The sequence below is a fragment of the Achromobacter mucicolens genome (assembly GCF_902859725.1).
GTDB classification, from domain to species: domain Bacteria; phylum Pseudomonadota; class Gammaproteobacteria; order Burkholderiales; family Burkholderiaceae_B; genus Achromobacter; species Achromobacter mucicolens.
Genome location: NZ_CADIJP010000025.1, coordinates 49,805 through 76,401, shown reverse-complemented (window position 1 = coordinate 76,401; position 26,597 = coordinate 49,805). Strand labels below are relative to the sequence as shown.

23 protein-coding genes and 1 pseudogene are annotated in these 26,597 nt (G+C 65.0%); 8 read left to right on the top strand and 16 right to left on the bottom strand.

Annotated elements, in window-relative coordinates; genetic code table 11:
• Positions 1–231, bottom strand: a pseudogene (locus HV786_RS24700) (glycine zipper 2TM domain-containing protein); the annotation flags it as partial.
• A 132-nt stretch (positions 232–363) separates the two neighbouring features.
• On the opposite strand from HV786_RS24700, the gene HV786_RS24695 reads away from it, so the two are divergent.
• Positions 364–582, top strand: a complete 219-nt coding sequence (locus tag HV786_RS24695) for a DUF3717 domain-containing protein (protein WP_128829756.1) — start codon at positions 364–366, stop codon at positions 580–582.
• 15 nt (positions 583–597) lie between these two features.
• On the opposite strand, the gene HV786_RS24690 is transcribed toward HV786_RS24695, so the two are convergent.
• The 5 genes from HV786_RS24690 to HV786_RS24670 form a co-directional block, all read right to left on the bottom strand.
• Positions 598–1,203, bottom strand: coding sequence for an SCO family protein (locus HV786_RS24690; RefSeq protein WP_056320308.1), 606 nt, complete (start codon positions 1,201–1,203; stop codon positions 598–600).
• A gap of 17 nt (positions 1,204–1,220) precedes the next feature.
• Positions 1,221–2,114, bottom strand: a complete 894-nt coding sequence (gene cyoE, locus HV786_RS24685; RefSeq protein WP_056320311.1) for a heme o synthase — start codon at positions 2,112–2,114, stop codon at positions 1,221–1,223.
• Positions 2,115–2,127: 13 nt separating this feature from the next.
• Positions 2,128–3,165, bottom strand: a complete 1,038-nt coding sequence (locus tag HV786_RS24680; protein ID WP_128829755.1) for a COX15/CtaA family protein — start codon at positions 3,163–3,165, stop codon at positions 2,128–2,130.
• A 19-nt stretch (positions 3,166–3,184) separates the two neighbouring features.
• On the bottom strand, positions 3,185–3,766 hold the full coding sequence (locus HV786_RS24675) for an SCO family protein (RefSeq protein ID WP_128829817.1): 582 nt from the start codon (positions 3,764–3,766) through the stop codon (positions 3,185–3,187).
• 71 nt (positions 3,767–3,837) lie between these two features.
• Complete coding sequence (locus tag HV786_RS24670) at positions 3,838–4,650, bottom strand: SURF1 family protein (protein WP_175211971.1); 813 nt, start codon at positions 4,648–4,650, stop codon at positions 3,838–3,840.
• Between the two features lie 36 nt (positions 4,651–4,686).
• On the opposite strand from HV786_RS24670, the gene HV786_RS24665 reads away from it, so the two are divergent.
• Entirely contained in the window at positions 4,687–4,887 is a 201-nt protein-coding gene (locus HV786_RS24665; RefSeq protein WP_056320319.1) for a twin transmembrane helix small protein, read from the top strand.
• Positions 4,888–5,050: 163 nt separating this feature from the next.
• Here HV786_RS24665 and HV786_RS24660 read toward each other — a convergent pair whose 3' ends face one another.
• The 5 genes from HV786_RS24660 to coxB form a co-directional block, all read right to left on the bottom strand.
• Entirely contained in the window at positions 5,051–5,926 is an 876-nt protein-coding gene (locus tag HV786_RS24660) for a cytochrome c oxidase subunit 3 (RefSeq protein WP_062840199.1), read from the bottom strand.
• Positions 5,927–5,962: 36 nt separating this feature from the next.
• Positions 5,963–6,187, bottom strand: coding sequence for a DUF2970 domain-containing protein (locus tag HV786_RS24655; protein WP_128829754.1), 225 nt, complete (start codon positions 6,185–6,187; stop codon positions 5,963–5,965).
• Positions 6,188–6,198: 11 nt separating this feature from the next.
• The gene (locus HV786_RS27235; protein WP_216639588.1) at positions 6,199–6,324 is read right to left on the bottom strand and encodes a cytochrome oxidase small assembly protein; all 126 of its coding nucleotides are present in this window, start codon (positions 6,322–6,324) and stop codon (positions 6,199–6,201) included.
• A gap of 30 nt (positions 6,325–6,354) precedes the next feature.
• Positions 6,355–7,962, bottom strand: coding sequence for a cytochrome c oxidase subunit I (gene ctaD, locus HV786_RS24650; protein WP_062840198.1), 1,608 nt, complete (start codon positions 7,960–7,962; stop codon positions 6,355–6,357).
• 103 nt (positions 7,963–8,065) lie between these two features.
• A complete protein-coding gene (gene coxB / locus HV786_RS24645; protein WP_063954061.1) occupies positions 8,066–9,223 on the bottom strand; it encodes a cytochrome c oxidase subunit II in 1,158 nt (385 codons plus the stop codon).
• 289 nt (positions 9,224–9,512) lie between these two features.
• Here coxB and HV786_RS24640 point away from each other — a divergent pair, with 289 nt between their 5' ends.
• Positions 9,513–10,325, top strand: a complete 813-nt coding sequence (locus tag HV786_RS24640) for an NUDIX hydrolase (protein WP_062840197.1) — start codon at positions 9,513–9,515, stop codon at positions 10,323–10,325.
• Between the two features lie 87 nt (positions 10,326–10,412).
• Here HV786_RS24640 and HV786_RS24635 read toward each other — a convergent pair whose 3' ends face one another.
• Positions 10,413–13,109, bottom strand: coding sequence for a cation:proton antiporter (locus HV786_RS24635; protein ID WP_128829753.1), 2,697 nt, complete (start codon positions 13,107–13,109; stop codon positions 10,413–10,415).
• Positions 13,110–13,306: 197 nt separating this feature from the next.
• On the opposite strand from HV786_RS24635, the gene cpdA reads away from it, so the two are divergent.
• Positions 13,307–14,146, top strand: coding sequence for a 3',5'-cyclic-AMP phosphodiesterase (gene cpdA / locus HV786_RS24630; protein ID WP_128829752.1), 840 nt, complete (start codon positions 13,307–13,309; stop codon positions 14,144–14,146).
• Positions 14,147–14,462: 316 nt separating this feature from the next.
• Here cpdA and rpoH read toward each other — a convergent pair whose 3' ends face one another.
• The 3 genes from rpoH to fghA form a co-directional block, all read right to left on the bottom strand.
• The gene (gene rpoH / locus HV786_RS24625; protein WP_128829751.1) at positions 14,463–15,347 is read right to left on the bottom strand and encodes an RNA polymerase sigma factor RpoH; all 885 of its coding nucleotides are present in this window, start codon (positions 15,345–15,347) and stop codon (positions 14,463–14,465) included.
• 149 nt (positions 15,348–15,496) lie between these two features.
• On the bottom strand, positions 15,497–16,186 hold the full coding sequence (locus HV786_RS24620; protein ID WP_128829750.1) for a hypothetical protein: 690 nt from the start codon (positions 16,184–16,186) through the stop codon (positions 15,497–15,499).
• A gap of 96 nt (positions 16,187–16,282) precedes the next feature.
• Positions 16,283–17,149 (bottom strand): S-formylglutathione hydrolase, encoded by an 867-nt coding sequence (fghA, locus tag HV786_RS24615; protein ID WP_128829749.1) that lies wholly within the window; start codon positions 17,147–17,149, stop codon positions 16,283–16,285.
• Positions 17,150–17,384: 235 nt separating this feature from the next.
• Here fghA and HV786_RS24610 point away from each other — a divergent pair, with 235 nt between their 5' ends.
• The 4 genes from HV786_RS24610 (at position 17,385) to HV786_RS24595 (ending at position 25,631) form a co-directional block, all read left to right on the top strand.
• Positions 17,385–18,149, top strand: a complete 765-nt coding sequence (locus HV786_RS24610; protein ID WP_128829748.1) for a hypothetical protein — start codon at positions 17,385–17,387, stop codon at positions 18,147–18,149.
• Between the two features lie 429 nt (positions 18,150–18,578).
• Positions 18,579–23,318: a glutamate synthase-related protein gene (locus tag HV786_RS24605; RefSeq protein ID WP_063954053.1), complete on the top strand. Its 4,740-nt coding sequence runs from the start codon at positions 18,579–18,581 to the stop codon at positions 23,316–23,318.
• Positions 23,319–23,326: 8 nt separating this feature from the next.
• Positions 23,327–24,793: a glutamate synthase subunit beta gene (locus tag HV786_RS24600; protein ID WP_056320351.1), complete on the top strand. Its 1,467-nt coding sequence runs from the start codon at positions 23,327–23,329 to the stop codon at positions 24,791–24,793.
• 199 nt (positions 24,794–24,992) lie between these two features.
• Positions 24,993–25,631 carry an OmpW/AlkL family protein gene (locus HV786_RS24595; protein WP_062840189.1) on the top strand — a complete coding sequence of 213 codons (639 nt, stop codon included), beginning with the start codon at positions 24,993–24,995 and terminating at the stop codon, positions 25,629–25,631.
• A 40-nt stretch (positions 25,632–25,671) separates the two neighbouring features.
• On the opposite strand, the gene HV786_RS24590 is transcribed toward HV786_RS24595, so the two are convergent.
• The gene (locus tag HV786_RS24590; RefSeq protein WP_128829747.1) at positions 25,672–26,544 is read right to left on the bottom strand and encodes a LysR family transcriptional regulator; all 873 of its coding nucleotides are present in this window, start codon (positions 26,542–26,544) and stop codon (positions 25,672–25,674) included.
• Between the last annotated feature and the right edge of the window lie 53 nt (positions 26,545–26,597).

The following is a 26,597-nucleotide window of genomic DNA, read 5'->3' as shown; positions in this document are numbered from 1 at the left end:
GGGCCGGCCCGCGCCGGGCGGCTCGGCAGCCGGCACGGGCGCCAGGTTGGCGTCCTCGGGGCCGGCCTCGGCCACGGCTTGGTCCGCGTGCGGGTTAGCCGACGGCGACGGCAGCCAGCCCAGCACGGCGGCCACGCCGACCGAGCACATGACGATGACGGCGATCGCGGCGGCGGCAAGCAGCGGATGCAGGCCGCGGCGCGGCGACGCGGTAGAGGTCGAAGTATTCATGACGATGCTCCATCGTAACTAACCGGCAGTGGTATAGCACCCGCGCGCGGTTTCGGCATGTTGCGATGGTGACCCTTCATTGCAGGGCGGATGGAGGGTGGACAGGGTGGGGCATTCGTGGACAATAGGTGCATGGATTTGATCACGCTGCCCCAACTCGAACAGGCTATCAACTACTGGCGCAACACGTCGCCCTCGGTGGGAGAAGAGGCGCGCCTGTGTCCCGAAGCGGCCGCGCTTGCCACGCCCTACGCCTTGATGATCATCGCGCATCGGCGCGATATTTCCACCGCAGAACTCAGCGACAAGGCCCGCGCCGCATTGGCCGCGTGGGTGGCGGCAAAGGCCTGAGCCCGGCCGGGGGAATCAACCCTTCAGCAGCGCCTGGATGTCCTGCGTCAGCGCGTCCACGCCGACGTTGTTGTTGACCAGCACGCGCGATTCGCCCTTGCCGTCCAGCAGGTAGAACGCGGCCGTGTGGTCCATCGTGTAGTTGCCATCCTTGGTGGGCGCCTTGGCGTAATAGGCCTTGAACGAGGCCGCCGCCTTCTTGACCTGGTCGGGCGTGCCGGTCAGGCCCAGGAACCGCGGGTCGAACGCCGTGACGTACTGCTTGAGCACCTCAGGCGTATCGCGCTCAGGGTCCACCGAGATCAGCAGCACCTGGACGCGATCGGCATCCGGACCCAGCTTCTTCATGACTTCGGTCAGTTCAGCCAGCGCCGTGGGGCACACGTCTGGACACTGCGTGAAACCGAAGAACACGACCACGACCTTGCCGGAAAAGTCCGACAGCTGACGCAGCTTGCCGTTGTGGTCGGACAGTTCCATGCCGCGGCCCAATTGCGTGCCGGTGATATCGCTGCCCTTGAAGACGGGCTTGCTGTCGCCGCAGGCAGCCAGGGCGGCGGCGACGGCGGCAGCTGCGCCCAGTCGCAGGGCCAGCCGGCGGCTGGCGGAAAACACGGACATCGACAACCTCCAGGGGGTCAGCGCAACAGGGCGACCCAGTGGTCCACCAGCAGGGCGCCAAACAGCAGCGCCAGGTAGAGAATGGAAAAACGGAACATGCTGCGGGCCAGCTCGTCGCTGTATGCGCGGTACAGGCGCCACGCATACGACACGAACATGCCGCCCAGCACCAGCGCCGACAGCAGATAGAGTTCGCCGCTCATGCGGATGGCGTAGGGCAACAACGTGGTCGCCATCAATGCCAGGCTGTACAGCAGGATGTGCAGACGCGTGAACTGGTTGCCGTGAGTGACCGGCAGCATGGGCAGGCCGGCCTTGGCGTAATCGTGATTGCGGTAAAGCGCCAGCGCCCAGAAGTGCGGCGGCGTCCAGATGAAGATGATGAGGACCAGCACCCAGGCCTCGGCCGGCACAGAATCGGCGACGGCCGCCCAGCCCAGCGCCGGGGGCATTGCGCCCGACAGGCCGCCGATCACGATGTTCTGCGGCGTGCGCGGCTTGAGGATGATGGTGTAGATGATGGCGTAGCCCACAAACGTGGCGAACGTCAGCCACATGGTGAGCGGGTTGACCATGTGGTAGAGCACGAACATGCCCGCGCCGCCCAGCAGACCCGACAGGCTCAGCACCTGGAATGCCGAAATGGTGCCGCGCGCCGTGGCCCGGCGCGCGGTGCGCAGCATGCGGGCGTCGACTTCCTGTTCGATCAGGCAGTTGATGGCGAAGGCGGCGGCGGCCAGCAGCCAAATACCGATCGTGCCGAACAGCACCCGGCGCATGTCCGGGATGCCGGGCGCTGCAAGGAACATGCCGATCACGGCGCAAAACACAGCCAGCTGCGTGACGCGCGGCTTGGTGAGAACGAGGTACTGGCGGAGCAATCCGGATTGAGGAGCGGCAAGACTGGTCATAGTGGACCTCATTTTAAACGCGCACCAAATTGGGGTCGTACCGCCCCGCCGGCTCGCGGCCGGCAGACGCCAGGCGCACCATCAACACCACGGCCGACAATGTCAGGCCCGCCGCGCCCCCATTGTGCAGGACGGCGATCAGAAGCGGCCACTGAAAGAAGATGGTGGTCAGCCCCGTAAACAGCTGCGCGGCCAGGAGGGCCAGCATCAGCGTGGCCGGGCCGCGCAGGCCGGGCTCGGCGGCGCGCAGCCGCCAGGCCAGGATGCCCAGGTAGACGAACACCACGAAGGCGAAATTGCGGTGCACCCAGTGGATCGCCGTCAGCGCGGGCTGCGAGATCATTTCGCCGGACGGCAGTTCGCCCAGACCCCGGATGACCGAATAGCCGCCGTGGAAGTCCATTTCCGGCACCCATTGCCCGTGGCAGGTGGGAAAGTCCATGCAGGCCAGCGCCGCATAGTTGGTGCTGACCCAGCCGCCCAACGTGACCTGCACCAGCAGCAGCCCGAATCCGACCGCCACCCACGGCTTCCAGCGCACGGCCTCGGCGCTGACCGGCAGGTGCGGGCGCTCGCGCGAGGACAGCCAGGTCATCAGCGCCAGCACCGACAGGCCAAACACCAGGTGCGCCGTCACGACGGCGGGCATGAGCTTGTGGGTCACGGTCCACGCACCGAACGCGCCCTGCACGCAAACGGCAACCAGCGTGGTGATGGCCAGCGCGGGCGAACGGCCCAGTTCGCGGCGATAGCGCCAGGCCATGTAGACGATGCCGATGATGAGCATGCCCAGGATGGCGCCGACGTAGCGGTGGATCATTTCGATCCAGGCCTTGGACAGCGTCACCGGGCCGAAGGGCATGGCCTGCGAGGCTTCGTGGATGTCGCCCATCGCGCCGATCGGCGTGACGCTGCCGTAGCAGCCAGGCCAGTCCGGACAGCCAAGCCCGGAATCGGTCAGGCGCACGAAGGCGCCGAACATGATGAGGTCCAGCGTCAGGAACCAGGTGAAGAAGACGAGCTTGCGATAACGCGCTTTGATGCGTTCCATATCAAAACCAAAAAACCATTCAACCAATGCGCGAGTTATAGACCAGCTTGCTGATGTCCTTGCGCACCCGCACGCCATCCGCCTCGGCGGGATACTGCATCATCAGATTGCCCAGCGGATCGATCACCCAGATCGGGTCCTGCAGGCCGGGCTGGCCCGCTGCCGTGTCGCGCGCCAGCAGGTACCGCGCCAGCTGGTCCGGATTCACCCGCACCATGACCGTTCCCTTGTACGCCTCCAGCACCTTGTCCGGCACCACCGCCTCATCGGTGATGAACCAGACGCGCGCCAAGCGATCCACGTTCTTGCCCTGGCTGGCGTGACTGTTGCGGGTGATGAACAGCTTGCGCGCGCAGCTTTCGGGGCAGGCCGCGCCATCGGCGGCCACCAGCAGCCACTTGCCCTTCAGGCTCTGCAGATCGAACGGCTTGCCGTCCAGCGTGGTCAGGCGCAGTTCGGACGCTTCAGGCATCGGGCGTTGCGGCGACAGGAGCGTGCCGTAATTGCTGGAATCGCTGGGCCACCATTGCGGGTTCAGGTAGACCACGAACGCGGCGACGATGGGCGCCAGCGAGCACAGGAACACCAGCACCATCGGCATCAGCGAACGCTTGCGTGCGGGCTTGTTGGATGAAATGTCGCGAGCCACTTTGTATCCTGGAATAGCGTTGGTCATCTGCGTGCCCGCATGCGAGCCTGCGCCTGCTGGTCCACGCGCTGGCGCCTGCGGCGGATGGCGCCCCCCAGCACCACCAGCCAGGCGATCGCCGCAATCGCGCCGAAAGCGAACCACTGTACCGCGTACGACGTGTTCTGCTGGAAATCCACCGACGGCTGGGGCCAGTCGCGCACCAGGCCGTCGTCCACCTGGCCGCCCTGGCTCAGCACCGTGGGCAGCAGATTCAATCCGGTCGCGCGCGCATAGTCGTCCAGCGGCAGGTTCTGCACTTGCGGCAACGTGCCGCCCGCCACCGGCAGCGCCGCGGGCAGCGCGGCGGCGTCGGCGCCTCCCAGCGACCACAGTTCAAACAAGCGCGGCACGCGCACGGACAGCTCGCCTTGCACGGTCTGCATGCCCTCGGGCGTGGCCGGCAGCTGCGGCTCGCCCTGGCCCTGGATCACGCGCGGCAGCCAGCCCCGCAGCACCAATACCGCGCGATTCGTGGCCGCATCCAGCAAGAGCGGCGTGGCCAGCCAGTAGCCCGGCTTGCCGTCGTGGTTGCGATTGTCCAGCAGTACACTGAATTGCGGCAGCCATGTCCCGCTGGCCTGCGCCACGCGCCACGGCGTCATGTCCGCGGGCGGCGTCGCCGGCGTCAGAAGCAGGGGCGCTTGCTTGCGGCCGGCTTCGATCGCGGCCAGAATGGCGCGTCGCTCATCGCTGCGGCGCATCTGCCATTGTCCCAGCGACACCAGGACCACCACGGCGAGGCCAAGCAACAATAAGGCGGCTACCGTGTAGCGGGTGGAATGCGGTCGGGACATCTGTCGTTGCTAAATCTGAATTGTCGGGAGACCACAATGCGCGTTTTCGTCGTTCTGGCCTTCATCGGGATACTGGCCAGTCTGGCATCCGCCCTGGTCTACCTGATGCGGGACAAAGGTACCACCAACCGCACGGTCAACGCGCTGACGGTCCGGATCGGCCTGTCGGTCGCCCTGTTCCTGTTCGTGCTGTTCGCCCATTACATGGGCTGGATCGAGAGCACCGGATTTAGATAGGCTGCCCGCCGCCCGGTTCCCCGGGCCTCGCGTGATGCCTGCCGCCGCGCCCCGCCAGATGAGCTGAAAGCGCGACGGAGGCCGGCTTGCCGCCCGGCTCCCTTCGCGCTTTCCCTGCCGCAACGGCCGCCGGCGCTGCCGGCCGCCATCAGGGCCAATGCGGTCAGAACCAATACACGAACAGGTACAGGCCCAGCCACACCACGTCGACAAAGTGCCAGTACCAGGCCGCGCCTTCGAATCCGAAGTGATGATCCGGCGTGAAATGGCCGCGGATCAGGCGGATCAGGATGACCGTGAGCATCGTGGCGCCCAGGATCACGTGGAACCCGTGAAAGCCGGTCAGCATGTAGAACAGCGACCCATACGCGCCCGAATTGAACTTCAGGTTCAGGTCGCGGTAGGCGTGGATGTATTCGAACGCCTGGCAGCCCACGAAGACAAAGCCCAGGATGACGGTGGCCGCCAGCCAGAACTTGGCCTTGCCGCGGTGATTCTCACGCAGCGCATGGTGGGCAATGGTCAGCGTGACGCCGGAGCTCAGCAGCAGCGCCGTGTTGATCGTCGGCAGCCAGAAGGGACCCACGGTCTGGAAGGGCTCGACCACGCCCGCCGGGCCGAAGTTGGGCCAGGCCGCCTGGAAGTCCGGCCACAGCATCAGGCGGTGGTCGATGTCGCCCAGCCACGGCGTCGTGATGGTGCGCGTGTACCAGAGCGCGCCAAAGAACGCGGCAAAGAACATGACCTCGGAGAAGATGAACCAGCTCATGCTCCAGCGGTACGAGCCGTCGATGCGCTTGCTGTTCAGGCCGATCTCGGATTCGTGGATGGCGTCGCCAAACCAGTAATACATCACGATGATCACGCCAATGAATCCGACCAGCACGGACCACTTGCCCCAATCGGCGCCGTTGACCCAGGCCGCGGCCCCCAGGCCCATGAAGAGCAGTGCCACGGCCATGCGCACGGGATGGCCCGAGTCGGCGGGGACAAAGTAGTACGGTGCCTCTTTACCTTGAACCGAGTGACTTGCACTCATGGCTTTCTCCCTGGTACAGATTTAGATTTAGGTAATTCAAGTCAGGCTGGAAACAGCCCAACGAACAATTAAAACCAGCACAGTCACAAAGATTGCCGCTGCCAGCAGCCCGGCCACGATGACGTGGACGGGATTGAGCTTGGCGCTGTCCTCACGGTAGCCCGCGCCCTTGCGCACGCCGAAGAACCCCCACGCCACCGCCTTCATCGTCTGAAGGAAGCTCAGCTTGCGCTGAGCCGTTTCGCGAAGGTCGTCGCTCATGGCCGAGGCCTCTAGCCCACCGCCTTGCCGGTCAGCAAGGCCGAACCGCGGATCACCGTCCAGGCAAACACGGCAATGACAAAAACCAGAAGGACCAGTCCTGCGATCTTGTTACGACGGCGCTGCTCGGGTGTCATTGCTGTGCGACCTGAAACATGGATAAGGGATTACTTCACTTCGGGCGGCGTTTCGAAGGTGTGGAACGGGGCGGGCGACGGCACCGTCCATTCCAGTCCTTCGGCGCCTTCCCAAGGCTTGGCCGGGGCAGGTTCGCCCTTGCCCATGTAGCAGCGCAGGATCGCAACCAGGAAAATCAGCTGCGACAGGCCGAACCAGAACGCGCCGATGGTGGCGAGCTGATGGAACGTCGTGAACTGCGCGGCGTAGTCGGCGTAACGGCGCGGCATGCCCGCCAGGCCCAGGAAGTGCATCGGGAAGAAGGTCACGTTGAACGAGATCAGCGTCGACCAGAAGTGCAGCTTGCCCAGCTTTTCGCTGTACATGCGGCCCGTCCACTTGGGTACCCAGTAGTAGGCGCCGGCAAACAGCGCGAACAGGGAACCGGCCACCAGCACGTAGTGGAAGTGAGCCACCACGTAGTAGGTGTCGTGGACCTGGATGTCGATCGGCGCCACCGACAGGATCAGGCCCGTGAAGCCGCCCATCGTGAACACGAAGATGAAGCCGATGGAAAACAGCATCGGCGTCTCGAACGTCATGGAACCGCGCCACATCGTCGCGACCCAGTTGAACACCTTCACCCCGGTCGGGATGGAGATGAGCATGGTGGCGTACATGAAGTAGAGCTGGCCGGTCACCGGCATGCCCGTCGTGAACATGTGGTGCGCCCACACGATGAACGACAGCACGGCGATGGAGGCGGTGGCGTACACCATCGAGGCGTAGCCGAAGAGCTTCTTGCGGGCGAACGCGGGCACGATGGCCGACACGATGCCGAACGCCGGCAAGATCATGATGTAGACCTCGGGGTGCCCGAAGAACCAGAACACGTGCTGGTACAGGACCGGGTCACCGCCGGCGGCGGCGTTGAAGAAGCCCGTGCCGAAGTGGCGGTCGGTCAGCACCATGGTGATGGCGGCGGCCAGCACCGGCATCACGGCCAAGAGCAGGAACGCGGTGATCAGCCAGGTCCAGCAGAACAGCGGCATCTTCATCAGCGTCAGGCCGGGCGCGCGCATGTTCAGCACGGTCACGATGATGTTGATGGCGCCCATGATGGACGAGGCGCCCATGATGTGGATGGCGAAGATGGCCAGGTCCATGCCCGGGCCCATCTGCAGCGACAGGGGCGCGTACAGCGTCCAGCCCGCGGCGGTGGCGCCGCCCGGCACGAAGAACGAGGCGGTCAGCATGATCGCGGCAACCGGCAGCAGCCAGAAGCTGAAGTTGTTCATGCGCGCGAACGCCATGTCGGACGCGCCGATCTGCATCGGGATCATCCAGTTCGCAAAGCCCACGAAGGCCGGCATGATGGCGCCGAACACCATGATCAGGCCGTGCATCGTGGTGAACTGGTTGAACAGTTCGGGGCGGAAGAACTGCAGGCCGGGCTCGAAGAGTTCGGTGCGCAGCAGAAGGGCCAGCGTGCCGCCCTCAAGAAGCATGACGAACGAGAAGATGAGATACATCGTCCCGATGTCTTTGTGGTTCGTTGCAAAAAGCCACCGGCGCCAGCCCGTGGGCACGCCGTGATGGTGGTCATCGTGACCGTGGCCGTGGCCCGGCGACACGTGGTCTACAGTGACGCTGCTCATGATGGACTCCTTCCTGCTGAGTGCCAGCCCCGTCCAACGGGGCGGCAGGGTATCTCTGACTAAACGGAACCGGTTCTACGGTGAAGGAACGGCGCGCGCGCAATCAGCGCGCGGGCGTGATGTCCTTCGGAAGAACCGTCGGGTCCTGCCCCTTGCCGGCGTTGCTCCAGGCATGGCGCGTATAGCTGATGACCGCTGCGATCTCGACATCGTTGAGCTGCCCGCCGAACGCCGCCATGGCGGTGCCGGGCTTGCCCTTCAGCACGGTGTTGATCTGCTCCCCCTTGGGGCCCAGAACAACCTTGTCTCCGTCGAGCGGCGGGAAGGAACCGGGAATGCCCTTGCCGTTGGCCTGGTGGCAGGCCACGCAATTCGCCGCGAAAACCTTTTCGCCGCGGGCAACCAGTTCGGCTTCCGTCCACTCTTTATTGGGATCGTCGGCGTTTGCCGCCATCTTCTTCTTTTGGTCTTCAACCCACTTATCGTAGTCGGCTTGCGCCAGGACTTCCACGACGATGGGCATGAAGGCGTGGTCCTTGCCGCACAATTCCGCGCACTGGCCGCGATAGATGCCAGGCTTTTCGGCGTTGAACCAGGTGTCGCGGAGGAACCCGGGGATCGCGTCCTGCTTCACGCCGAAGTCCGGAATCATCCACGAGTGGATGACGTCGGCTGCCGTGAGGACGATGCGGACCTTCTTGTTGGCGGGAACGACCAGGTGGTTGTCCACTTCCATCAGATAGAACTCGCCCTTGGGCTCGCGGTTCTCGATCTGGGCGCGCGGCGTGGAAAGCGTGGAGAGGAACTTGATGCCGGCGGCAGAGCCGTCGAGGTATTCGTAGCCCCACTTCCATTGATAGCCGGTGACCTTGACGGTCAGGTCGGCGCTGGAAGTGTCTTTCATGGCGACGACCGTCTTGGTGGCCGGCAACGCCATGGCGATGACGATGATGAAGGGAATGACAGTCCAGGCGACTTCGACACCCAGATGTTCGTGGAAGGTCGCCGCCTTGTGGCCGCGGGACTTCCGGTGCGCCCAGATGGAGTAGAACATCACTCCGAAGACGCCGATGAAAATCACAATACAGATCGTGAGCAGCAACCAATGCAGCCACATGATGTCGCGCGAAATCGCGGTGACGCCTTCATGCAGGTTCAGCTGATTGACCTTCGGACCGCCGGGCATGTTTTGCACCTGGGCACCGGCCACGCCGCCAATCAGCATCGCACAAGCCCCCAGTATCCCTCTCCACTTCTTCATGCTTACCTCGAAATACGGCGCGAAGGCCCATTTGCTGGTGGCGGAAGTCACCGGAATACGGGCAACACGCAATTATTAGATGGCAGGGCGATGCAGGGAGATAGAGCGGCCCTGTCGTTCCCTCTCGAAATCACAAAGAAACTGGCGGATTATAGCGGACGCGCAAACAGATGTAATTTAGTGCTCTTGAATTCATGCGGCCCGCCCCCACTTGGGCGCGCCCCCTTGACCGCGAGCCGTAAACAGGGTGGCTTAAAATCGCCCGCAACCTCATCACCATGGCGCCACGATGCAAAAGCCGCTGTCCGATCTGTATGCCGCCCTGTGCGCCCGCGCGCAGGAGCCCGCCCCCGAAGGCGCGCGCGCTTTATATATAGCGGGGCGGCGCTGCGGCTGGGCCACGCACGCGGCCTGCGACGCGCTGCGCGACGCGCCCGAAACACAGTCCGACGGCACGGCATTGCGCATCGGCGAGGGCCTGGCGCCGGGCAATGCGCTGGACGCCGCGCTGGAACAGGCCGCGGAACTGTTGCGCCAAGCCAACTGCCTGCGCGGCTGGCGCGACGAACTGCTGGACGTGTTGGATGGCGACGAGACACTCGGCGTGATCGAGCGCGCCGCCGTGCGGCCGCTGGGCCTATTGACCAAGGCCGTGCACCTGAACGCCTGGACGCCCGACGGCAAGCTGTGGGTCGCGCGGCGTTCCCTCAGCAAATCCACCGATCCCGGTATGTGGGACACGCTGGTCGGCGGACTGGCCGGCAGGGGCGAAGACCTGGAACTGGCGCTGGTGCGCGAATGCGGCGAAGAGGCCGGCCTGGACGAACCCGATCTCGTGCGCCGCACGCCGCTGCGCACGATTCTGCGCATCCACCGCCGGCTGCCCGAGGGCTATCAGGTCGAAGACGTGCTGACCAGCACGTGCATCCTGGCGCCGGACGTCCGTCCCGCGAACCGCGACGGCGAGGTCATGGAGATCGCCACCATCGACGTCGCCACGGCCCTGCACCATGTCGCCGAGGGCGAGTTCACGCTGGAAGCGGCATTGGTGCTGGTCGAGGACATCATGCGACGCCAGGCCGCGGGCGAGATCACGATCTGATCAGGCGCCGGCCCGGGGCTGGGCGGGCCTGATACGACGCAGAGCCTACGTCATGGGATTGGGCGGGGTGCGCCGAGCGGAGCCCGCCTAGCGGGGCGCGGGTTCTGGCGTTCCCAGCACGGCCCCCGCCGCGGCGCCATCGTCACCCGATGATTCACCACGCAGTTCGCGGGCCGCTTGCAGATCCTCGGCCTGGGCCGGACTGACCGCGCCAGCGGCTTCAGCGGCCTCGGCCGCCTGCGCCGAGCTGGGCGGCGGCACGGGCGTTGGTGCGGCGGCCGCAGCCGCAGACTGCTGCGAAAACTGCTTCCACACTTCAATCGCGCGCAGGCGCTGCTTGGCCACGACCTGAATGCGTTCACGCAGGTTCTCGTCGCGGTCGAGCAGGGCGTGGAAGTCGCGCGACGACAGCATCAGCAGCTTGCTGTAGCCCAGCGAGGTCACGTCCGGCGTAAGCTGCACTTCGCCCAAAAGACCCAGTTCACCGAAGAACTCGCCGCTGCCCAGTTCGATCATGGTGTTGTCGGGCAGATGGACCGCCACGGCGCCCGACGCCACGAAGCACATTTCCTCGCCGTGCCGCCCCTTCGTCAGGACCCGCTGATCGGGCAGCGCCAGGCGGGGCTTGAGCAGCTTGCTGATGGCGCGCAGCGAATCCGGCGACAGTCCCTCGAACAGCGGCACGCGCTTGATGAGTTCGGCCGCGCTCATTTCGATGTCCAGCGGCGGGTGCTTGTCGATGTGCGCCCAGCGGCTTTTCAATTGCTCGGTCAGGTCCGCATAGACTTCGCCGCTGATCAGGAATTGCTCAAGCATGTCGCGATAGCGGATGCGTTCGAGCTCGCGGGCCACGCGGCCCAGATAACTTTCCTGCAGCCATTGAGCGTACGACGGATATTGCAGGTTCAGCGCCTGCAAGGCGTTTTCGATCAGATCCAGACGGCGCTGGTGCAGCGACACGATGCGCTGCGTGGCCTCTTCGCCAAGCAGCGGCGTGATCTGCTCGCGCGCAAAGGCGATCAGGCGCTGCGCGACCGAGCGCTTGCTCATCAGGTTGGCAAAGCGCTGGCCAAGCTCGCGCGCCAGCCAGCCCTGAAAGCCGAACAGGTAATGCAGCCGCAATGCCAGCCGGAAACCCGTCGAATAGCGGACATCGGCGGCAATGGCGCGCTCGAAGCCTTCTACGCCGCCCAGCCGGATCGCGTCTTCCAGCCGTTCGGCCCGCGCCAGCAGGGTTTCGGCCATGCGCCAGTCCACGATCTGCGCCTTCAGGATGTCGAAGAACATTTCCTCTTCGCGCTGAGCAACCATGGCCAGTCCCACGGACACGCGCTGCTCGTCAGTCATCTGGCTGACCCGGCCGTCGTGCACGCTGGCCAGGCTGGCGTCGAACACGGCGCGGATACGGTCGCGGACTTCGTTGCCGATGTGCTCGGCCTTGGCCACTTCCTCGGTCTTGCCCTGCAGATCTTCCAGGGCCACGGCCAGCACCTGATTGCGGATGGTGCGCTCGACCGGCGACAGCTGGTTCAGCCCCAACATGCGAATCAGCGGCCGCAGGCTGATGCCGTTGACGAACAGGGTCATCAGCACAAAGCCCGTGGTGGCCACGGCGATGAACTGGCGCGCCTCTTCGGGCACGCCGGTCTGCTCGGTCACGGCCAGCGCCAACGCCAGCGACACGGCGCCGCGCAATCCGCCCCACAGCATCACCACCTTGTACGGATTGCTGACCTTGGTGCCCAGCCGGGTCAGGCCAAGCAGCGGCAGCAGCCCAAACACCACCAACCCGCGCGCGAACAGCGTCGCCACGAACACCACACCCACCAGCACCAGTTCCTGCCAATCGGCCGCCGCCATCAGCTTCGGGATCAGCATGGCCGCGAACAGGAAGATGAGGGAATTGGCCCAGAACCCAAACTGCTCCCAGGCGCTGGCCAGGTGTTCGAAGGTGGTCGGCGACATGCGGGTGCGGCCGGTGGACCCTACCACCAGGCCCGCGATCACGGTGGCAACCACGCCCGACACGTTCAGGTAGTGCTCGGAGATGAAGAAGGACAGGTAGGCCAGCGTCAACGTCAGGGTGATCTCTGCCGTGGGAAAGCCGCGCAGCCAGGCGAACAGAAAGCAGGCCAGGCGCCCCATCGCAAAGCCGGCCACGCCACCGCCGATGAAGTGCACGATGAAGTCGTTGAAGATGCCGCTGACGGACAATTCGCCCTTGCCGCTAAGTACGGCCAGCAGCACCGAATACAACGCGATCGACGCCGCATCGTTGAAGAGGCTTTCGCCCTCGACCAGCGTCGTCAGGCGCTTGGGCGCGCCCACCTCGCGGAAGATCCCGACCACTGCCACCGGATCCGTCGTTGCCACGATGGCACCCAGCAGCAGGCAAACGACTAGCCCATAGGGCGAGATGGCGTCCAGCGTTACGCCGACCACGACCGTGCAGACAACCACGGCCACGATGGCCATCATCAGGATCGGCCCGATGTCGTCCATGAGCCGCCGCACGTTCATCGACAGCGCCGTCTCAAACAGCAGCACGGGCAGGAACACCATCAGGAAGGTCTCTGACGAGATCTCGAAGCGCTCCAGCGAATCGAGAAAGTCGCCGATCCAGGCGGGCGCCCAGCCGTGCACGTGAATGACGATCCCGAGCAGACAGCCGACGATGGCCAGCAGCACCGAATAGGGCAGCTTGACGCGGCCGGCCAGGGGCGGCATGAAGCAGACCAGCGTGAGCAGGCCCGCAAGACCAAATACGAGAAAACCAACATCCATGGGTAGCGCCGCGTCCCGATCGTAGTGCTTGTGGAAAGTTTCACAAGAATAGCGGCTTTTTTCCGGCGCTCGCGGCCGGGGCGTGACCGGAATCGGGGAGAATGCACGTTTCGTTACCCCAATGGACGCTTGCGAAACGTGCCGCGCCATGTTTTTTGGGTAATGTGGCATCACGCGAACTTTTGCAGGAGCGGCACGTGGCACGCATCCACACCTTGACCCGGCGCCACGACGCGCCCGCGATGCTCGTTCAGTTGACCGATAGCCATCTTTTCGGCGAGCCCGAAACGTCGATGCTGGGCGTCAATACCGACGCAAGCCTGCGCGCCGTGCTGCGCCAGATCGAGGCCGACGGCAAGCATCCCGACCTGCTGCTCGCCACGGGCGACCTGTCGCAGGACGGCGAGGCCGCGGGCTACCGGCGCTTCGCGCGCATCCTGTCCGAATCGGCCGCGTTGGAACGCGCGACCATCCGCTGCCTGCCCGGCAATCACGATCAACCGTCCGTCCTGCGCCAGGAACTCTCCGAATGGTCCATGCCCGTGACCGACGTGGGCGCATGGCGCATCGTTGCGCTGGACACCACGGTGCCCGGCTCGAACGCGGGCCATCTATGCAACAGCGAACTGGACATGCTGGAAGCGGCGCTGGCGCAGGCGCCCGATCGCCACACGCTGGTGGCGATGCACCATAACCCGATGCAGATCGACAGCCACTGGCATGACTCGATGATGATCGACAACCCCCAGGCGCTCTTCAAGCTGCTGGCGCGATTTGCCCAGGTGCGCGTGCTGCTCTGGGGCCATGTGCACCACGAATTCGACCGCCGCCGGCACAACCTGCGCATGCTGGCCACGCCTTCGACGTGCTTTCAATTCAGCATTCGCGACGGCAAGCACATCGTCGACAACATGGCGCCGGGCTACCGGTGGATCAAGCTTTACCAGGACGGGTCGATGGCGACCGGCGTGCGCCGCGTGCAGGACGCGCTATGGCACACGGCGCTGGCGGCGCCGGACAGCGCGCAGGCCGCATGATTCCTTGCAGCGCTTGCGTTCCGAGCGCGCATAAAAAACGGGGCACCGATATGCTAGGTGCCCCGCAAGCATCCGTCTCATAGGGGAGGGGAAAGAGGAGAAGCCGAGACGGATGACAAGACTGCTAACCGAAGTTCGCGGTCTACATGAAGTTAGGCGGCGCCTTCCCCATTAAGTTTCTGCGAACCCAGAAAATTTAGCCCCGAATTTGTATCAATTTATTGGCCACCCCTCGCGCGCGGCCAAAGAAAAAGGCCGCAACTTGCGGCCTTTGAATTAGGTGCGGCGACGGGCGCAGCGAAGGGATCCGGCAAACTCACGAGGCAAGGTTGCTGCGCATCTTTTTCAGCGCCGCCGCTTCGATCTGGCGGATACGTTCGGCCGACACGCCGAACTCTTGCGCAAGCTCGTGCAGCGTGGCGCCGCCGTCGTCCTGCAGCCAGCGGGCTTCGACGATGCGGCGCGAGCGCGGATCCAGCGCATCGAGCGCACCGGTCAGGCCGGCGCTTTGCAACTGATCGCGCGCCGCGCGCTCCAGCACGCGCGTGGGCTCCTGGCGGCCTTCGTCGGACAGATAGGCGATCGGCGCGTAGCTGTCGTCGTCGTCGTCCTGGTTTTCCAGCGACATGTCGCGGCCGGACATCCGGACTTCCATTTCGCTCACGTCTTCGTGGCGAACGTTCAGCTCGCGAGCAATGTGGTCAACCTGTTCCGGATCCAGGGTCTGGCCGTCGGGACGCATGCTGCGCAGGTTGAAGAACAGCTTGCGCTGCGCCTTGGTCGTGGCCACCTTGACCAACCGCCAGTTGCGGATGATGTATTCGTGGATTTCGGCCTTGATCCAATGAACGGCGAACGACACCAGGCGCACGCCGCGCTCGGGGTCAAAACGCTTGACGGCCTTCATCAGGCCGACGTTGCCTTCCTGGATGAGGTCGGCGTGGGGCAGGCCATAACCCAGGTATTGCCGGGCCACGGACACCACAAGGCGCAGGTGCGACAGAATCAGCTCGCGAGCGGCGCCCAGATCTTCCTGGTCACGCAGGCGGCGGCCGAGTTCCGTTTCGCGATCCGCGGACAGCACCGGCAGGCGGTTGACCGCGGAGATATAGGCGTCGATCGTACCGAGAGCGCCCGGATTGGCAATGGCCAACGCCAGAGCGTTGCCGGAAGCGGTCAACGAGGTACTGGGTTGTTTCATAGCGGGGGTCTCCGGATGGCGAAGAGATAACGACATGAATTCGATGTTAGCACTCAAGTAATAGGAGTGCTAATTCGACTGTTGCGACGCGTCAAAGTTTCATTCTGATGGCGCGTCCCCATTTATTCGGGCCGCCCAGTGTACTGGCTTTACCAGCCCAGGCGCTTCAGCCCTTCGGCGGTGGCCTGACCGTCCGGACGGATGAAGAGCGCGCCGCGCGGATCCATGAAGACCTGGTAGCGGGCCCCGTCAAACAGCGGCATGTACGCGCCGCTGCCAAATTGGACATCGACAAAGGGGAACCAGTTCGGAAAACTTTTCTTCAGGGACCCGAGGTCGGGTGCCGGCCAATCGTCCAGCGGGTGCACCGAACGCGTGGCGGTGGCCTCGCGGGCGGCATCGCTGTAGCGTCCGGACAGGCGCTCAAGCCGGTACAGAGGCGGCACGCCGGCCATCAGCGCGGGCAATCGCCAGCGGACGACGCGGGCGTCGATCTGCCATTGGTCGCCATATAGAACGTACTGCCGGGATCCGATGGCGGGCGCGCTGGCATTGACCTGGAACTGGCCCTCGGCCTGCTGGCGGACGTCGATGCTGGCGACTGGCTCGTCGGTGGTCAGCCGCACGAACTGCACCAGCGACAGAGCCAGCAGACCGGTCACGCATCCCAGACACACCAGCAGCAGGCCGCACGTGCGGCGCACCGGCCGGAACTGGAACATGCGGCGACCGCGTTCGTCTCGCGGCCCTCCGCGGCCCAGCAACATGACCAAGCCCGGCAAGAGGACGATGACGGCGCCCAGCAGGATCCAGGCGAAGGGAGCGATTCCGTTGATCAAATCAGACGTTCCTATTCAAGCCGCCGCAGGCTGCAGCGCGGCGGGCGCAGGAAGCCGCCACCCGCCGCGGCAGGTCCGCCAGTATAGAAGCGGGCGTCAGACGCCCGGTTTTCCAAGCCGCTCGACGTGAAACCGGATGTGATCCTCGATGAACGTGGAGATGAAGTAGTAGCCGTGGTCGTAGCCGGGCTGGCGGCGCAGGGTCAGCGGCTGCCCAGCGGCCGCGCATGCCGCCTCGAACACCTCGGGATACAACTGCTCGGCCAGGAATTGGTCCGCGTCGCCTTGGTCGATGAGGATGCCGCCGGGGAAAGGCTGCTGCAGGCCGCGCATCAGCGCGGAGGCGTCATAGGCCGCCCAGTCCGCCTCGTCAGCGCCCAGATAGGCGCCGAACGCTTTTTTGCCCCACGGGCACTGACTGGGCGCGGCGATCGGCGCAAATGCCGAGACCGAACGGAACTTGCCGGGGTTGCGCAGCGCAAGCACCAGCGCGCCGTGACCGCCCATGGAGTGGCCGAAGATGCCGGCGCGCGATGCGTCGCCCGGCAATTCGCCGCCGGTGACGATGCCGTGCAGCTCCTTGGTGACATAGCTGTACATGCGGTAGTGGTCGCGCCACGCGTGCGTGTTGGCATCCACATAAAAGCCGGCGCCGGTGCCCAGGTCCCAGCTTTCGTCTTCGCCGGGCACGCCTGCGCCGCGCGGGCTGGTGTCGGGCGCAACCAGCATGACGCCCAGTTCGGCGGCCAGCCGCTGCGCGCCCGCCTTGATCATGAAGGTTTCTTCAGTGCAGGTCAGGCCCGCCAGGTAGAACAGCACCGGCACCGGACCCTGCTCGGCCTGCGGCGGCACGTAGACGGAAAACCGCATGGGCAGCCCGATTTCCGTGGAGGCGTGGCGGTAATAGCGCTGCGTGCCGCCGAAGCACCGATGCTGCGAGATGAGTTCGAGGGACGCGGCCATGGCTTGCTCCGGGAAAAGAGGTTGGAGATCGGAAAAATCGTCGGCGTTAGGGGAATCCACGGTGCGACGTTCCGTCGCCGAATGTTAACCTGCCCCTCAATGAGCGCCCGCCACAAAAAAATACGATTCCGCGCTCAGATTGTGGTCACGGGACTTGACCAGCGCCCACCGTGGCACTATTTATATACCGTGAGTGAAGACAACCCGTTCTTCCTGATACGCAAGCCCTGACACTATGGCCCGACTGCCCCGTCTGTACGCCCCTGGGCTGCCCCAACTGGTGCAGGCCAACTTCATTCAGCCGTTGGCGGCGCCATCGCAACCTGCGCCCGCCGACATCCTGAATCAGCTCGCCACCTGGCTGGGCGAATCGGCCCAGCGACACCGGGTGTCGGTGCACGGCTGGCTGCTGGCCAATGACCGCATCCTGCTCCTGGCCACGCCCGCCGACGAAGAAGGCCTGCCCCGCTTGATGCAGACGCTCGGCCGCAATCTGGCGGCGCGGCTGCGCGGCGGCCGGGTGTTCGCGGGCCGTTACCGATCTGCCTTGCTGGAACCCGGCGCGTGGGTGCTGCCTTCGCTGGTCTGGCTGGAGACGTATCCGGTTCGCAGCGGGGCCTCGCAGGACCCCGATTCGTGGCCGTGGTCATCCGCGTCCAGCCACACCGGCAACACCAGCGCCGCCCCCGCGCAATGGCAATCCGACCACGCCGATTACTGGGCCTGCGGCAACACGCCGTTCGACCGTCAGGCCAACTACCGCAAGCGGCTTCAGGATGGCCTGTCGCGCGAGGAAACCCAGCGCATCGACCAAGCGGTTTCCGGTCAATGGGCGTTGGGCGGCGCGAACTTCATCGCCAGCCTGGCCCACACCGCGAGCCGGCGCGTGGCGCCAGGCCAGCGGGGCCGGCCCCGCAAGAAGCCTGCAGCCGCAGCAGCGGACAACGAATCAAGCCCGCCGGCGCCGTCGACATCCACACCGCCGGCCACCAATTCCTGATCCTTCGACCCGCCTACACGGCGGGTTTTGTTTGCCTGGGCGTTCTACGCTTGAAGCCGGCGGCTTCCCTGCGGCATGAGCGCCCTCCGCAGCATCGCGTCCGCATGACTGCGCGTGGCGGGCGGAATCGGTGCAGTTTCGCGACATCTCACGTTGATCCGGAACAGGAAAATCTTCCTTTTAAACGGGGACGCATAACGGCAAATTAGCCCGTTTCCCTGGTCTCTGTCATTCCTCGTGAAGAGACCCCTCTGGCAAGCCCAATAATGGCGCGGCCGTTGTTATGTCCCTATATTAATGCACTATGATGGAGCGCCTATTTAATTAGGGTCATACCCCGTTTGTTCTTATTGCACCCTACTCATGTCGGGGGTATTGTCCGTCTCCTGCACTGCAACATTACGACGCAGGCCCACTGCGGAGCGCGCCATGCCCCAAATTACCCCGACCGAATCCTGTCCCACCTCCAAGGCGATCCCCATCGATGCCAGCCGCATCGGTCTGCCTTCGGCCCAGGGCCTGTACAACCCGAAGAACGAACATGACGCCTGCGGCGTCGGCTTCGTGGCCCATATCAAGGGCAAGAAAAGCCACGCGATCATCCAGCAGGGTCTGAAGATCCTGGAAAACCTGGATCACCGCGGCGCGGTCGGGGCCGACAAGCTCATGGGCGACGGCGCGGGCATCCTTATTCAGATCCCCGACACGCTGTACCGCGACGAGCTCAGCCAGCAGGGCATCATTCTGCCCCCGCCCGGCGAGTACGGCGTGGCGATGGTGTTCCTGCCCAAGGAAACGGCTTCGCGCCTGGCCTGCGAACAGGAACTGGAGCGCTCGGTCCGCGCCGAAGGCCAGGTCGTGCTGGGCTGGCGCGATGTGCCGGTGGACGTCGACATGCCCATGTCGCCTACCGTGCGCGACTGCGAACCCGTGATCCGCCAGCTCTTCATCGGCCGCGGCGCCGACGTGATGGTGCCCGACGCGCTGGAACGCAAGCTGTACGTGATCCGCAAGACCGCCAGCCACGCCATCCAGAACATGCACCTGGCGCACGGCAAGGAATACTTCGTGCCCTCGGCCTCGGTGCGCACCGTGGTCTACAAGGGCCTGCTGCTGGCCGACCAGGTCGGCCGCTACTACCGCGACCTGGCCGACACCCGCACGGTGTCCGCGCTGGCGCTGGTTCACCAGCGTTTCTCGACCAACACGTTCCCCGCCTGGCCCCTGGCCCACCCGTACCGCATGATTGCCCACAACGGCGAAATCAACACGGTCAAGGGCAACTTCAACTGGCTGCGCGCCCGCGAAGGCATGATGCAGTCGGCCGTGCTGGGCGACGACCTGAAGAAGCTTTACCCCATCGTCTACGAAGGCCAGTCGGACACCGCGACGTTCGACAACTGCCTGGAACTGCTGGTCAATTCGGGTTATTCGCTGGCCCACGCCATGATGATGATGATCCCGGAAGCCTGGGAACAGCACACGCAGATGGACGAAAGCCGCCGCGCTTTCTACGAGTACCACGCCGCCATGATGGAGCCGTGGGACGGCCCGGCAGCGGTCGCGTTCACCGATGGCCGCCAGATCGGCGCCACGCTGGACCGCAACGGCCTGCGTCCCGCCCGCTATCTGGTCACCGATGACGACATGGTCATCCTGGCCTCGGAAGCCGGCACGCTGTCGATCCCCGAAAACCGCATCGTCAAGAAGTGGCGCCTGCAGCCGGGCAAGATGTTCCTGATCGACCTGGAACAGGGCCGCATCATCGACGACGCCGAAATCAAGCTGCAGCTGGCCAACAGCCGTCCGTACCGCCAGTGGATCGAACGCCTGCAGATCAAGCTGGAATCGCTGCCCGCGCCGCGCCAGGTGGCCGTGGCCACGCAATCGGCCGTGTCGCTGCTGGATCGCCAGCAGGCCTTTGGCTGGACTCAGGAAGACTACAAGTTCATCCTGGAACCCATGGCCTCGACCGGCGAGGAAGTGATCGGCTCGATGGGCAACGATGCCCCGCTGGCCGTGCTGTCGGACCGCGCCAAGCCGTTCTACAACTACTTCCGCCAGTTGTTCGCGCAGGTCACGAACCCGCCGATCGACCCCATCCGCGAACAGCTGGTGATGTCGCTGGTGTCCTTCATCGGTCCGAAGCCGAACCTGCTGGACATCAACAACGTCAATCCGCCGCTGCGCCTGGAAGTGTCGCAACCGGTGCTGGACTTTGCTGCGATGGCGCAGATCCGCGACATCGACCAGGTCACGGGCAAGAAATTCCGCAGCTTCGAACTGGACATCACCTACCCCGCCGCCTGGGGCCCCGAAGGCATCGAAGCCCGCGTGGCGGCACTGTGTGCGCGCGCCGTCGATGCGGTGCGCAGCGGCTACAACATCCTGATCGTGTCGGACCGCCTGGTCGACAGCGAGCGCGTGGCCATCCCCGCGCTGCTGGCCACCTCGGCCGTGCACCAGCACCTGATCCGCGCCGGCCTGCGCACCAACACGGGTCTGGTCGTCGAGACCGGCTCGGCCCGCGAAGTGCACCACTTCGCGCTTCTGGGCGGCTACGGCGCCGAAGCCATTCACCCCTACCTGGCGCTCGAATCGCTGGGCAAGATGAATGACCCCGAAAAGGCCGTGAAGAACTACATCAAGGCGCTGGGCAAGGGCCTGAACAAGGTCATGTCCAAGATGGGCATTTCCACGTACATGTCCTACACCGGCGCGCAGATCTTCGAAGCCGTCGGCCTGCAAAGCGCCCTGGTGAACAAGTACTTCACCGGCACCGCCTCCAACATCGAAGGCATCGGCATCTTCCAGGTTGCCGAGGAAGCGCTGCGCCAGCACCGCGCCGCCTTCAGCGCCGACCCCGTGCTTGCCAATGACCTGGACGCCGGCGGCGAGTACGCCTATCGCGTCCGCGGCGAAGAGCACATGTGGACGCCGGATTCGATCGCCAAGTTGCAGCACGCCTCGCGCGCCAACAACTACCGCACGTACAAGGAGTACGCGCAGATCATCAACGACCAGAGCCGCCGTCACATGACGCTGCGCGGCCTGTTCGAATTCCGCTTCGATCCGTCGCGCGCCATTCCGCTGGACGACGTCGAGCCGGCCAAGGAAATCGTCAAGCGCTTTGCCACCGGCGCCATGTCGCTGGGGTCGATCTCGACCGAAGCGCACTCGGTGCTGGCCGTGGCCATGAACCGCATCGGCGGCAAGTCCAACACCGGCGAAGGCGGCGAGGACGAACTGCGCTACCGCGCCGAAATGCGCGAAGGCAAGAGCACCATCAAGGACGGCGACACGCTGGCCTCGGTGCTGGGCACGGACCGCATCGAAGCCGACGTCGAACTGAAGAAGGGCGACTCGCTGCGTTCGAAGATCAAGCAGGTGGCCTCGGGCCGTTTCGGCGTGACCGCCGAGTACCTGTCGTCCGCCGACCAGATCCAGATCAAGATGGCGCAGGGCGCCAAGCCCGGCGAAGGCGGCCAGCTGCCTGGCCACAAGGTGTCGGAATACATCGCCAAGCTGCGTTATTCGGTGCCGGGCGTGGGCCTCATCTCGCCCCCGCCGCACCATGACATCTACTCGATCGAAGATCTGGCGCAGCTGATCCACGACCTGAAGAACGTCAATTCCAAGTCCTCGATCTCGGTCAAGCTGGTGTCCGAAGTCGGCGTGGGCACGGTGGCCGCGGGCGTGGCCAAGGCCAAGGCCGACCACGTCGTGATCGCCGGCCATGACGGCGGCACGGGCGCCTCGCCGGTGTCGTCCATCAAGCACGTGGGCACGCCCTGGGAACTGGGCCTGGCCGAAACGCAGCAGACGCTGGTGCTGAACCGCCTGCGCAGCCGTATCCGCGTGCAGGCCGACGGTCAGATGAAGACCGGCCGCGACGTCGTCATCGGCGCGCTGCTGGGCGCCGACGAATTCGGCTTCGCGACCGCGCCGCTGGTCGTCGAAGGCTGCATCATGATGCGCAAGTGCCACCTGAACACCTGCCCGGTGGGCGTGGCCACGCAGGATCCGGCGCTGCGCAAGAAATTCCAGGGCAAGCCCGAGCACGTCGTGAACTTCTTCTTCTTCATCGCTGAGGAAGTGCGCGAAATCATGGCCCAGCTGGGCATCCGCAAGTTCGACGATCTGATCGGCCGCGCCGATCTGCTGGACATGCGTTCGGGCGTGGAGCACTGGAAGGCGCAAGGGCTGGACTTCACCCGCGTGTTCCACCAGACCCAGTCCGACGCCGAAGTGCACCAGACCGAAGAGCAGGATCACGGCCTGGCGGGTGCGCTGGATCACCTGCTGATCGAGCGCAGCAAGCCGGCGCTGGAGCGGGGCGAGAAGGTCTCGTTCATCGTGCCGGTGCGCAACCGCAACCGCACGATCGGCGCCATGCTGTCGGGCGCCGTGGCCTCGCGCTACGGCCATGAGGGCCTGCCCGACGACACCATCCACATCCAGTGCAACGGCACCGCCGGCCAAAGCTTCGGCGCGTTCCTGGCGCACGGCATCACGATGGACCTGGTGGGCGAAGGCAACGACTACGTGGGCAAGGGTTTGTCCGGCGGCCGCATCATCGTGCGCTCGCCCAACGACTTCCGCGGTTTCGGTCCCGACCACATCATCGCTGGCAATACCGTGCTCTACGGCGCGCTGGCCGGTGAAGCGTTCTTCAACGGCGTGGCCGGCGAACGCTTTGCCGTGCGCAACTCGGGCGCTGCCACCGTGGTGGAAGGCACCGGCGACCACGGCTGCGAATACATGACTGGCGGCACCGTCGTGGTGCTGGGTTCCACCGGCCGCAACTTCGCGGCGGGCATGTCCGGTGGCGTGGCGTACGTCTGGGATCCGGACCGCACGCTCAAGCACCGCGTGAACCTGTCGATGGTGGAACTGGAATCGGTCGTGCCGCACGCCGAGCAGCAGTCGCTGAACAACATCGACATCTGGCACAGCGCGCAGCGCGGTGGCGAACGCGAGACGGACGAGACCATCCTGCGCCGCCTGGTGGAAGACCACTTCCGCTACACCGGCAGCTACCGTGCTCGCGAGATCCTGGGCGACTGGGAAGCCTCGCGCGGCAAATTCGTGAAGATCATGCCGACGGACTACCGCCGCGCATTGGGTGAAATGTGGCGTGCAGCCAACCCGCAACAAATGGCTGCGTGAGGGATACCATGGGAAAGATCACTGGCTTTATGGAATACCAGCGCCTGCAGGAGGCCTCCGAGGCCCCGCAGAAGCGGCTGAAGAACTGGCGCGAATTCGTGCTGCACCTGACCGATGACCAGGCCAAGCAGCAGGCGGCACGCTGCATGGACTGCGGCATCCCGTTCTGCAACAACGGCTGCCCGGTCAACAACATCATCCCGGACTGGAATGACCTGGTGTACAAGCAGGACTGGCGCCGCGCGCTGGACGTCCTGCACTCCACCAACAACTTCCCGGAGTTCACGGGCCGCATCTGCCCGGCGCCCTGCGAAGCCGCCTGTACCTTGAACATCAACAGCGACGCGGTGGGCATCAAGTCCATCGAGCACGCGATCATCGACAAGGGCTGGGCCGAAGGCTGGGTGGCGCCGCAAGTGCCGGCGCGCAAGACGGGCAAGAAGGTCGCCGTCGTGGGCTCGGGCCCTGCCGGCATGGCGTGCGCGCAGCAACTGGCGCGCGCGGGCCACTCGGTGACGCTGTTCGAAAAGAGCGACCGCATTGGCGGCCTGCTGCGCTACGGCATCCCCGACTTCAAGCTGGAAAAGCACCAGATCGACCGCCGCATCTCGCAGATGGAAGCCGAGGGCGTGGAATTCGCGCCGTCGACCTACGTCGGCAACCCGAAGGATCCGGTGGCCGATGGCCTGACCGTGCGCACGCCGCAATCGCTGATGGCCGAATTCGACGCCGTGGTGATGAGCGGCGGCTCCGAGACGCCGCGCGACCTGCCGGTGCCTGGCCGTGAGCTGGAAGGCGTGTACTTCGCCATGGATTTCCTGCGCCAGCAGAACAAGGCCGTGGCGGGCGACCGCCTCACCAACCAGACGCTGGCCAAGGGCAAGCATGTGGTGGTGATCGGCGGCGGCGACACGGGTTCCGACTGCGTCGGCACCAGCAACCGCCACGGCGCGGCGTCGGTCACGCAGTTCGAACTGATGCCCCAGCCGCCTGAGTCCGAGAACAAGGCCATGACGTGGCCGTACTGGCCGCTGAAGATGCGCACGTCGTCCTCGCACGAGGAAGGCTGCGAGCGCGACTGGTCGGTGACCACCAAGCTGCTCAAGGGCGCCAACGGCAAGGTCGAAAAACTGGTCGGCGCGCGCGTCGAATGGTTCAAGGACGACGCCACCGGCCAGATGAAGATGCGCGAGGTCGAGGGCTCGGAATTCGAGATCAAGGCCGACCTGGTGCTGCTGGCCATGGGCTTCGTGTCGCCGGTGCAGAACGTGCTGGACGCGTTCGGCGTGGATCGCGACGGCCGCGGCAATGTGCGCGCCAACACCGACGACTACCGCACCAGCGTGGAAAAGGTCTTCACCGCCGGCGACATGCGCCGCGGCCAGTCGCTCGTCGTCTGGGCCATCCGCGAAGGCCGCCAGTGCGCGCGTTCGGTCGACGCCTACCTCATGGGAAGCAGCGATCTGCCGCGTTGATCGCAACACGACCTATCAACGCCGCCGGACGCCTTGCGCGCCGGCGGCGTTTGTTTTGTGCGGCGAAAACACACATTCCTGTTGCGGCATAACCACTTTCTAAAAACGGTCTTTTCACGATTTGACACACGTCAAGTTGGGGGACGGGGCGGTCTGAGAACCTGTCGGCTCACCCCACACGGAAAGATCGGAGAAGAAAATGTTTTCGCTGAACGGGCGTATCCGCGCCACCGCCATTGCCGGTTTGATCGCTGCCGGCGCATTTGCCGCACCTGCCCATGCCCACGAAGCGGGCGACGTGCTGTTCCGCGTTGGCGTGACGCAAGTCCGCCCCTCGCAAAACAATGGCTCGGTGCTCGACGGCAGCGTCAAGCTGGATGTGAGCAACAACGTGCGCCCCAGCTTCACCCTGGCCTACATGGCCACCCGCAACATCGGCATCGAACTGCTGGGCGCCTGGCCCTTCCAGCATGACGTCAACGGCAGCAACCTGGGCAAGATCGGCTCCACCAAGCAACTGCCCCCCACCCTCAGCCTGCAATGGCACATCCTGCCCGACAGCATGATCCAGCCGTACATCGGCGTGGGCATCAACTACACGCACTTCTTCGACACCAAGGGCGAAGGCGCGCTGAAGGGCTCGAACCTGAAGCTGGGCGATTCCTGGGGCGTGGCCGCGCAATTGGGCGCGGACGTCAAGATCAACGACCGCTGGTTCATGAACGCCGACATCCGCTACATCGACATCAAGTCCAAGGTGACGCTGGACGGCGAACGCGTCGGCACCGCCCGGATCGATCCGTGGGTGGCCACGCTGGGCGTCGGTTACCGCTTCTGATCGCGGCCCCTGACGATGCGCGCGGCCTCGCGCGCATCGGTCAATCCTGCCGCGCCTGCAGCCGGCTCCGCAGGGCCTGCAACGCCGGCGTGTCGTCATCGGCACGCCAGACAAGCTGGGTCAGCGCATGCCCGTGGGAACCAGACAGCGCCCCCACGCGCACCGAATGCTCCGCCCCAAGCACCGCCAGCACCGACCGCGGCACGATCGCCACACCGGTCCCCGCGGCCACACACGCCACGATGGCGTGATACGACGCAAACTCCATCACCTTGTCCGGCGCAATGCCTTCCTGGTTCAGCCACGACTCCAGGATCCGCCGGTACGAGCAGCCCGCCGCAAAGGCGATGACGCTGCGGTTGACCAAATCTTTCGCGCTGCGGATGGGCGCCCAGGCCAGCGGCGAGATCAGCGCCAATTCTTCCTTGAACGCATCCATCGCTGCCAGGCCGTCCGCGGGGAAGGGCTGCGCGACGAACGCAGCCTCGATCTCGTAATTGCGCACCTTTGCGGCCAGTGCGCCCGACGTGCCGGTGACCAGTTCGATACGCACCTTAGGCCAGGCCTCGTGATAGGCCGCCAGGATGGGCGGCAGGCGGGCGGCCGCCGTGCTTTCCATGGTGCCGATGCGCAGCACGCCTTGCAGGGCGCCGTCCCGGACGGCCGATTGCGCTTCGTCGGACAGGCGCAGCAGCCGGTCCGCATAAGACAGCAGCACCCGGCCCTGATCCGACAACACCAGGCGGCGGTTCTGCCGGCGAAAGAGCGGCGTTCCCAGCGACGTCTCCAACTGCTTCAGGCGAGTCGAGACGTTGGACTGGACCCGGTTCAGGTGCGCGGCGGCGCGCGCCACGCCGCCCTGGTCGGCGACCGTCTTGAAGATCTGCAACGCGTCGAGATCCAAGTTTCTCATTTTGGGAACTCACGTTCTTAATAATTCACTATTCAAGATATTAGTACAGCCGT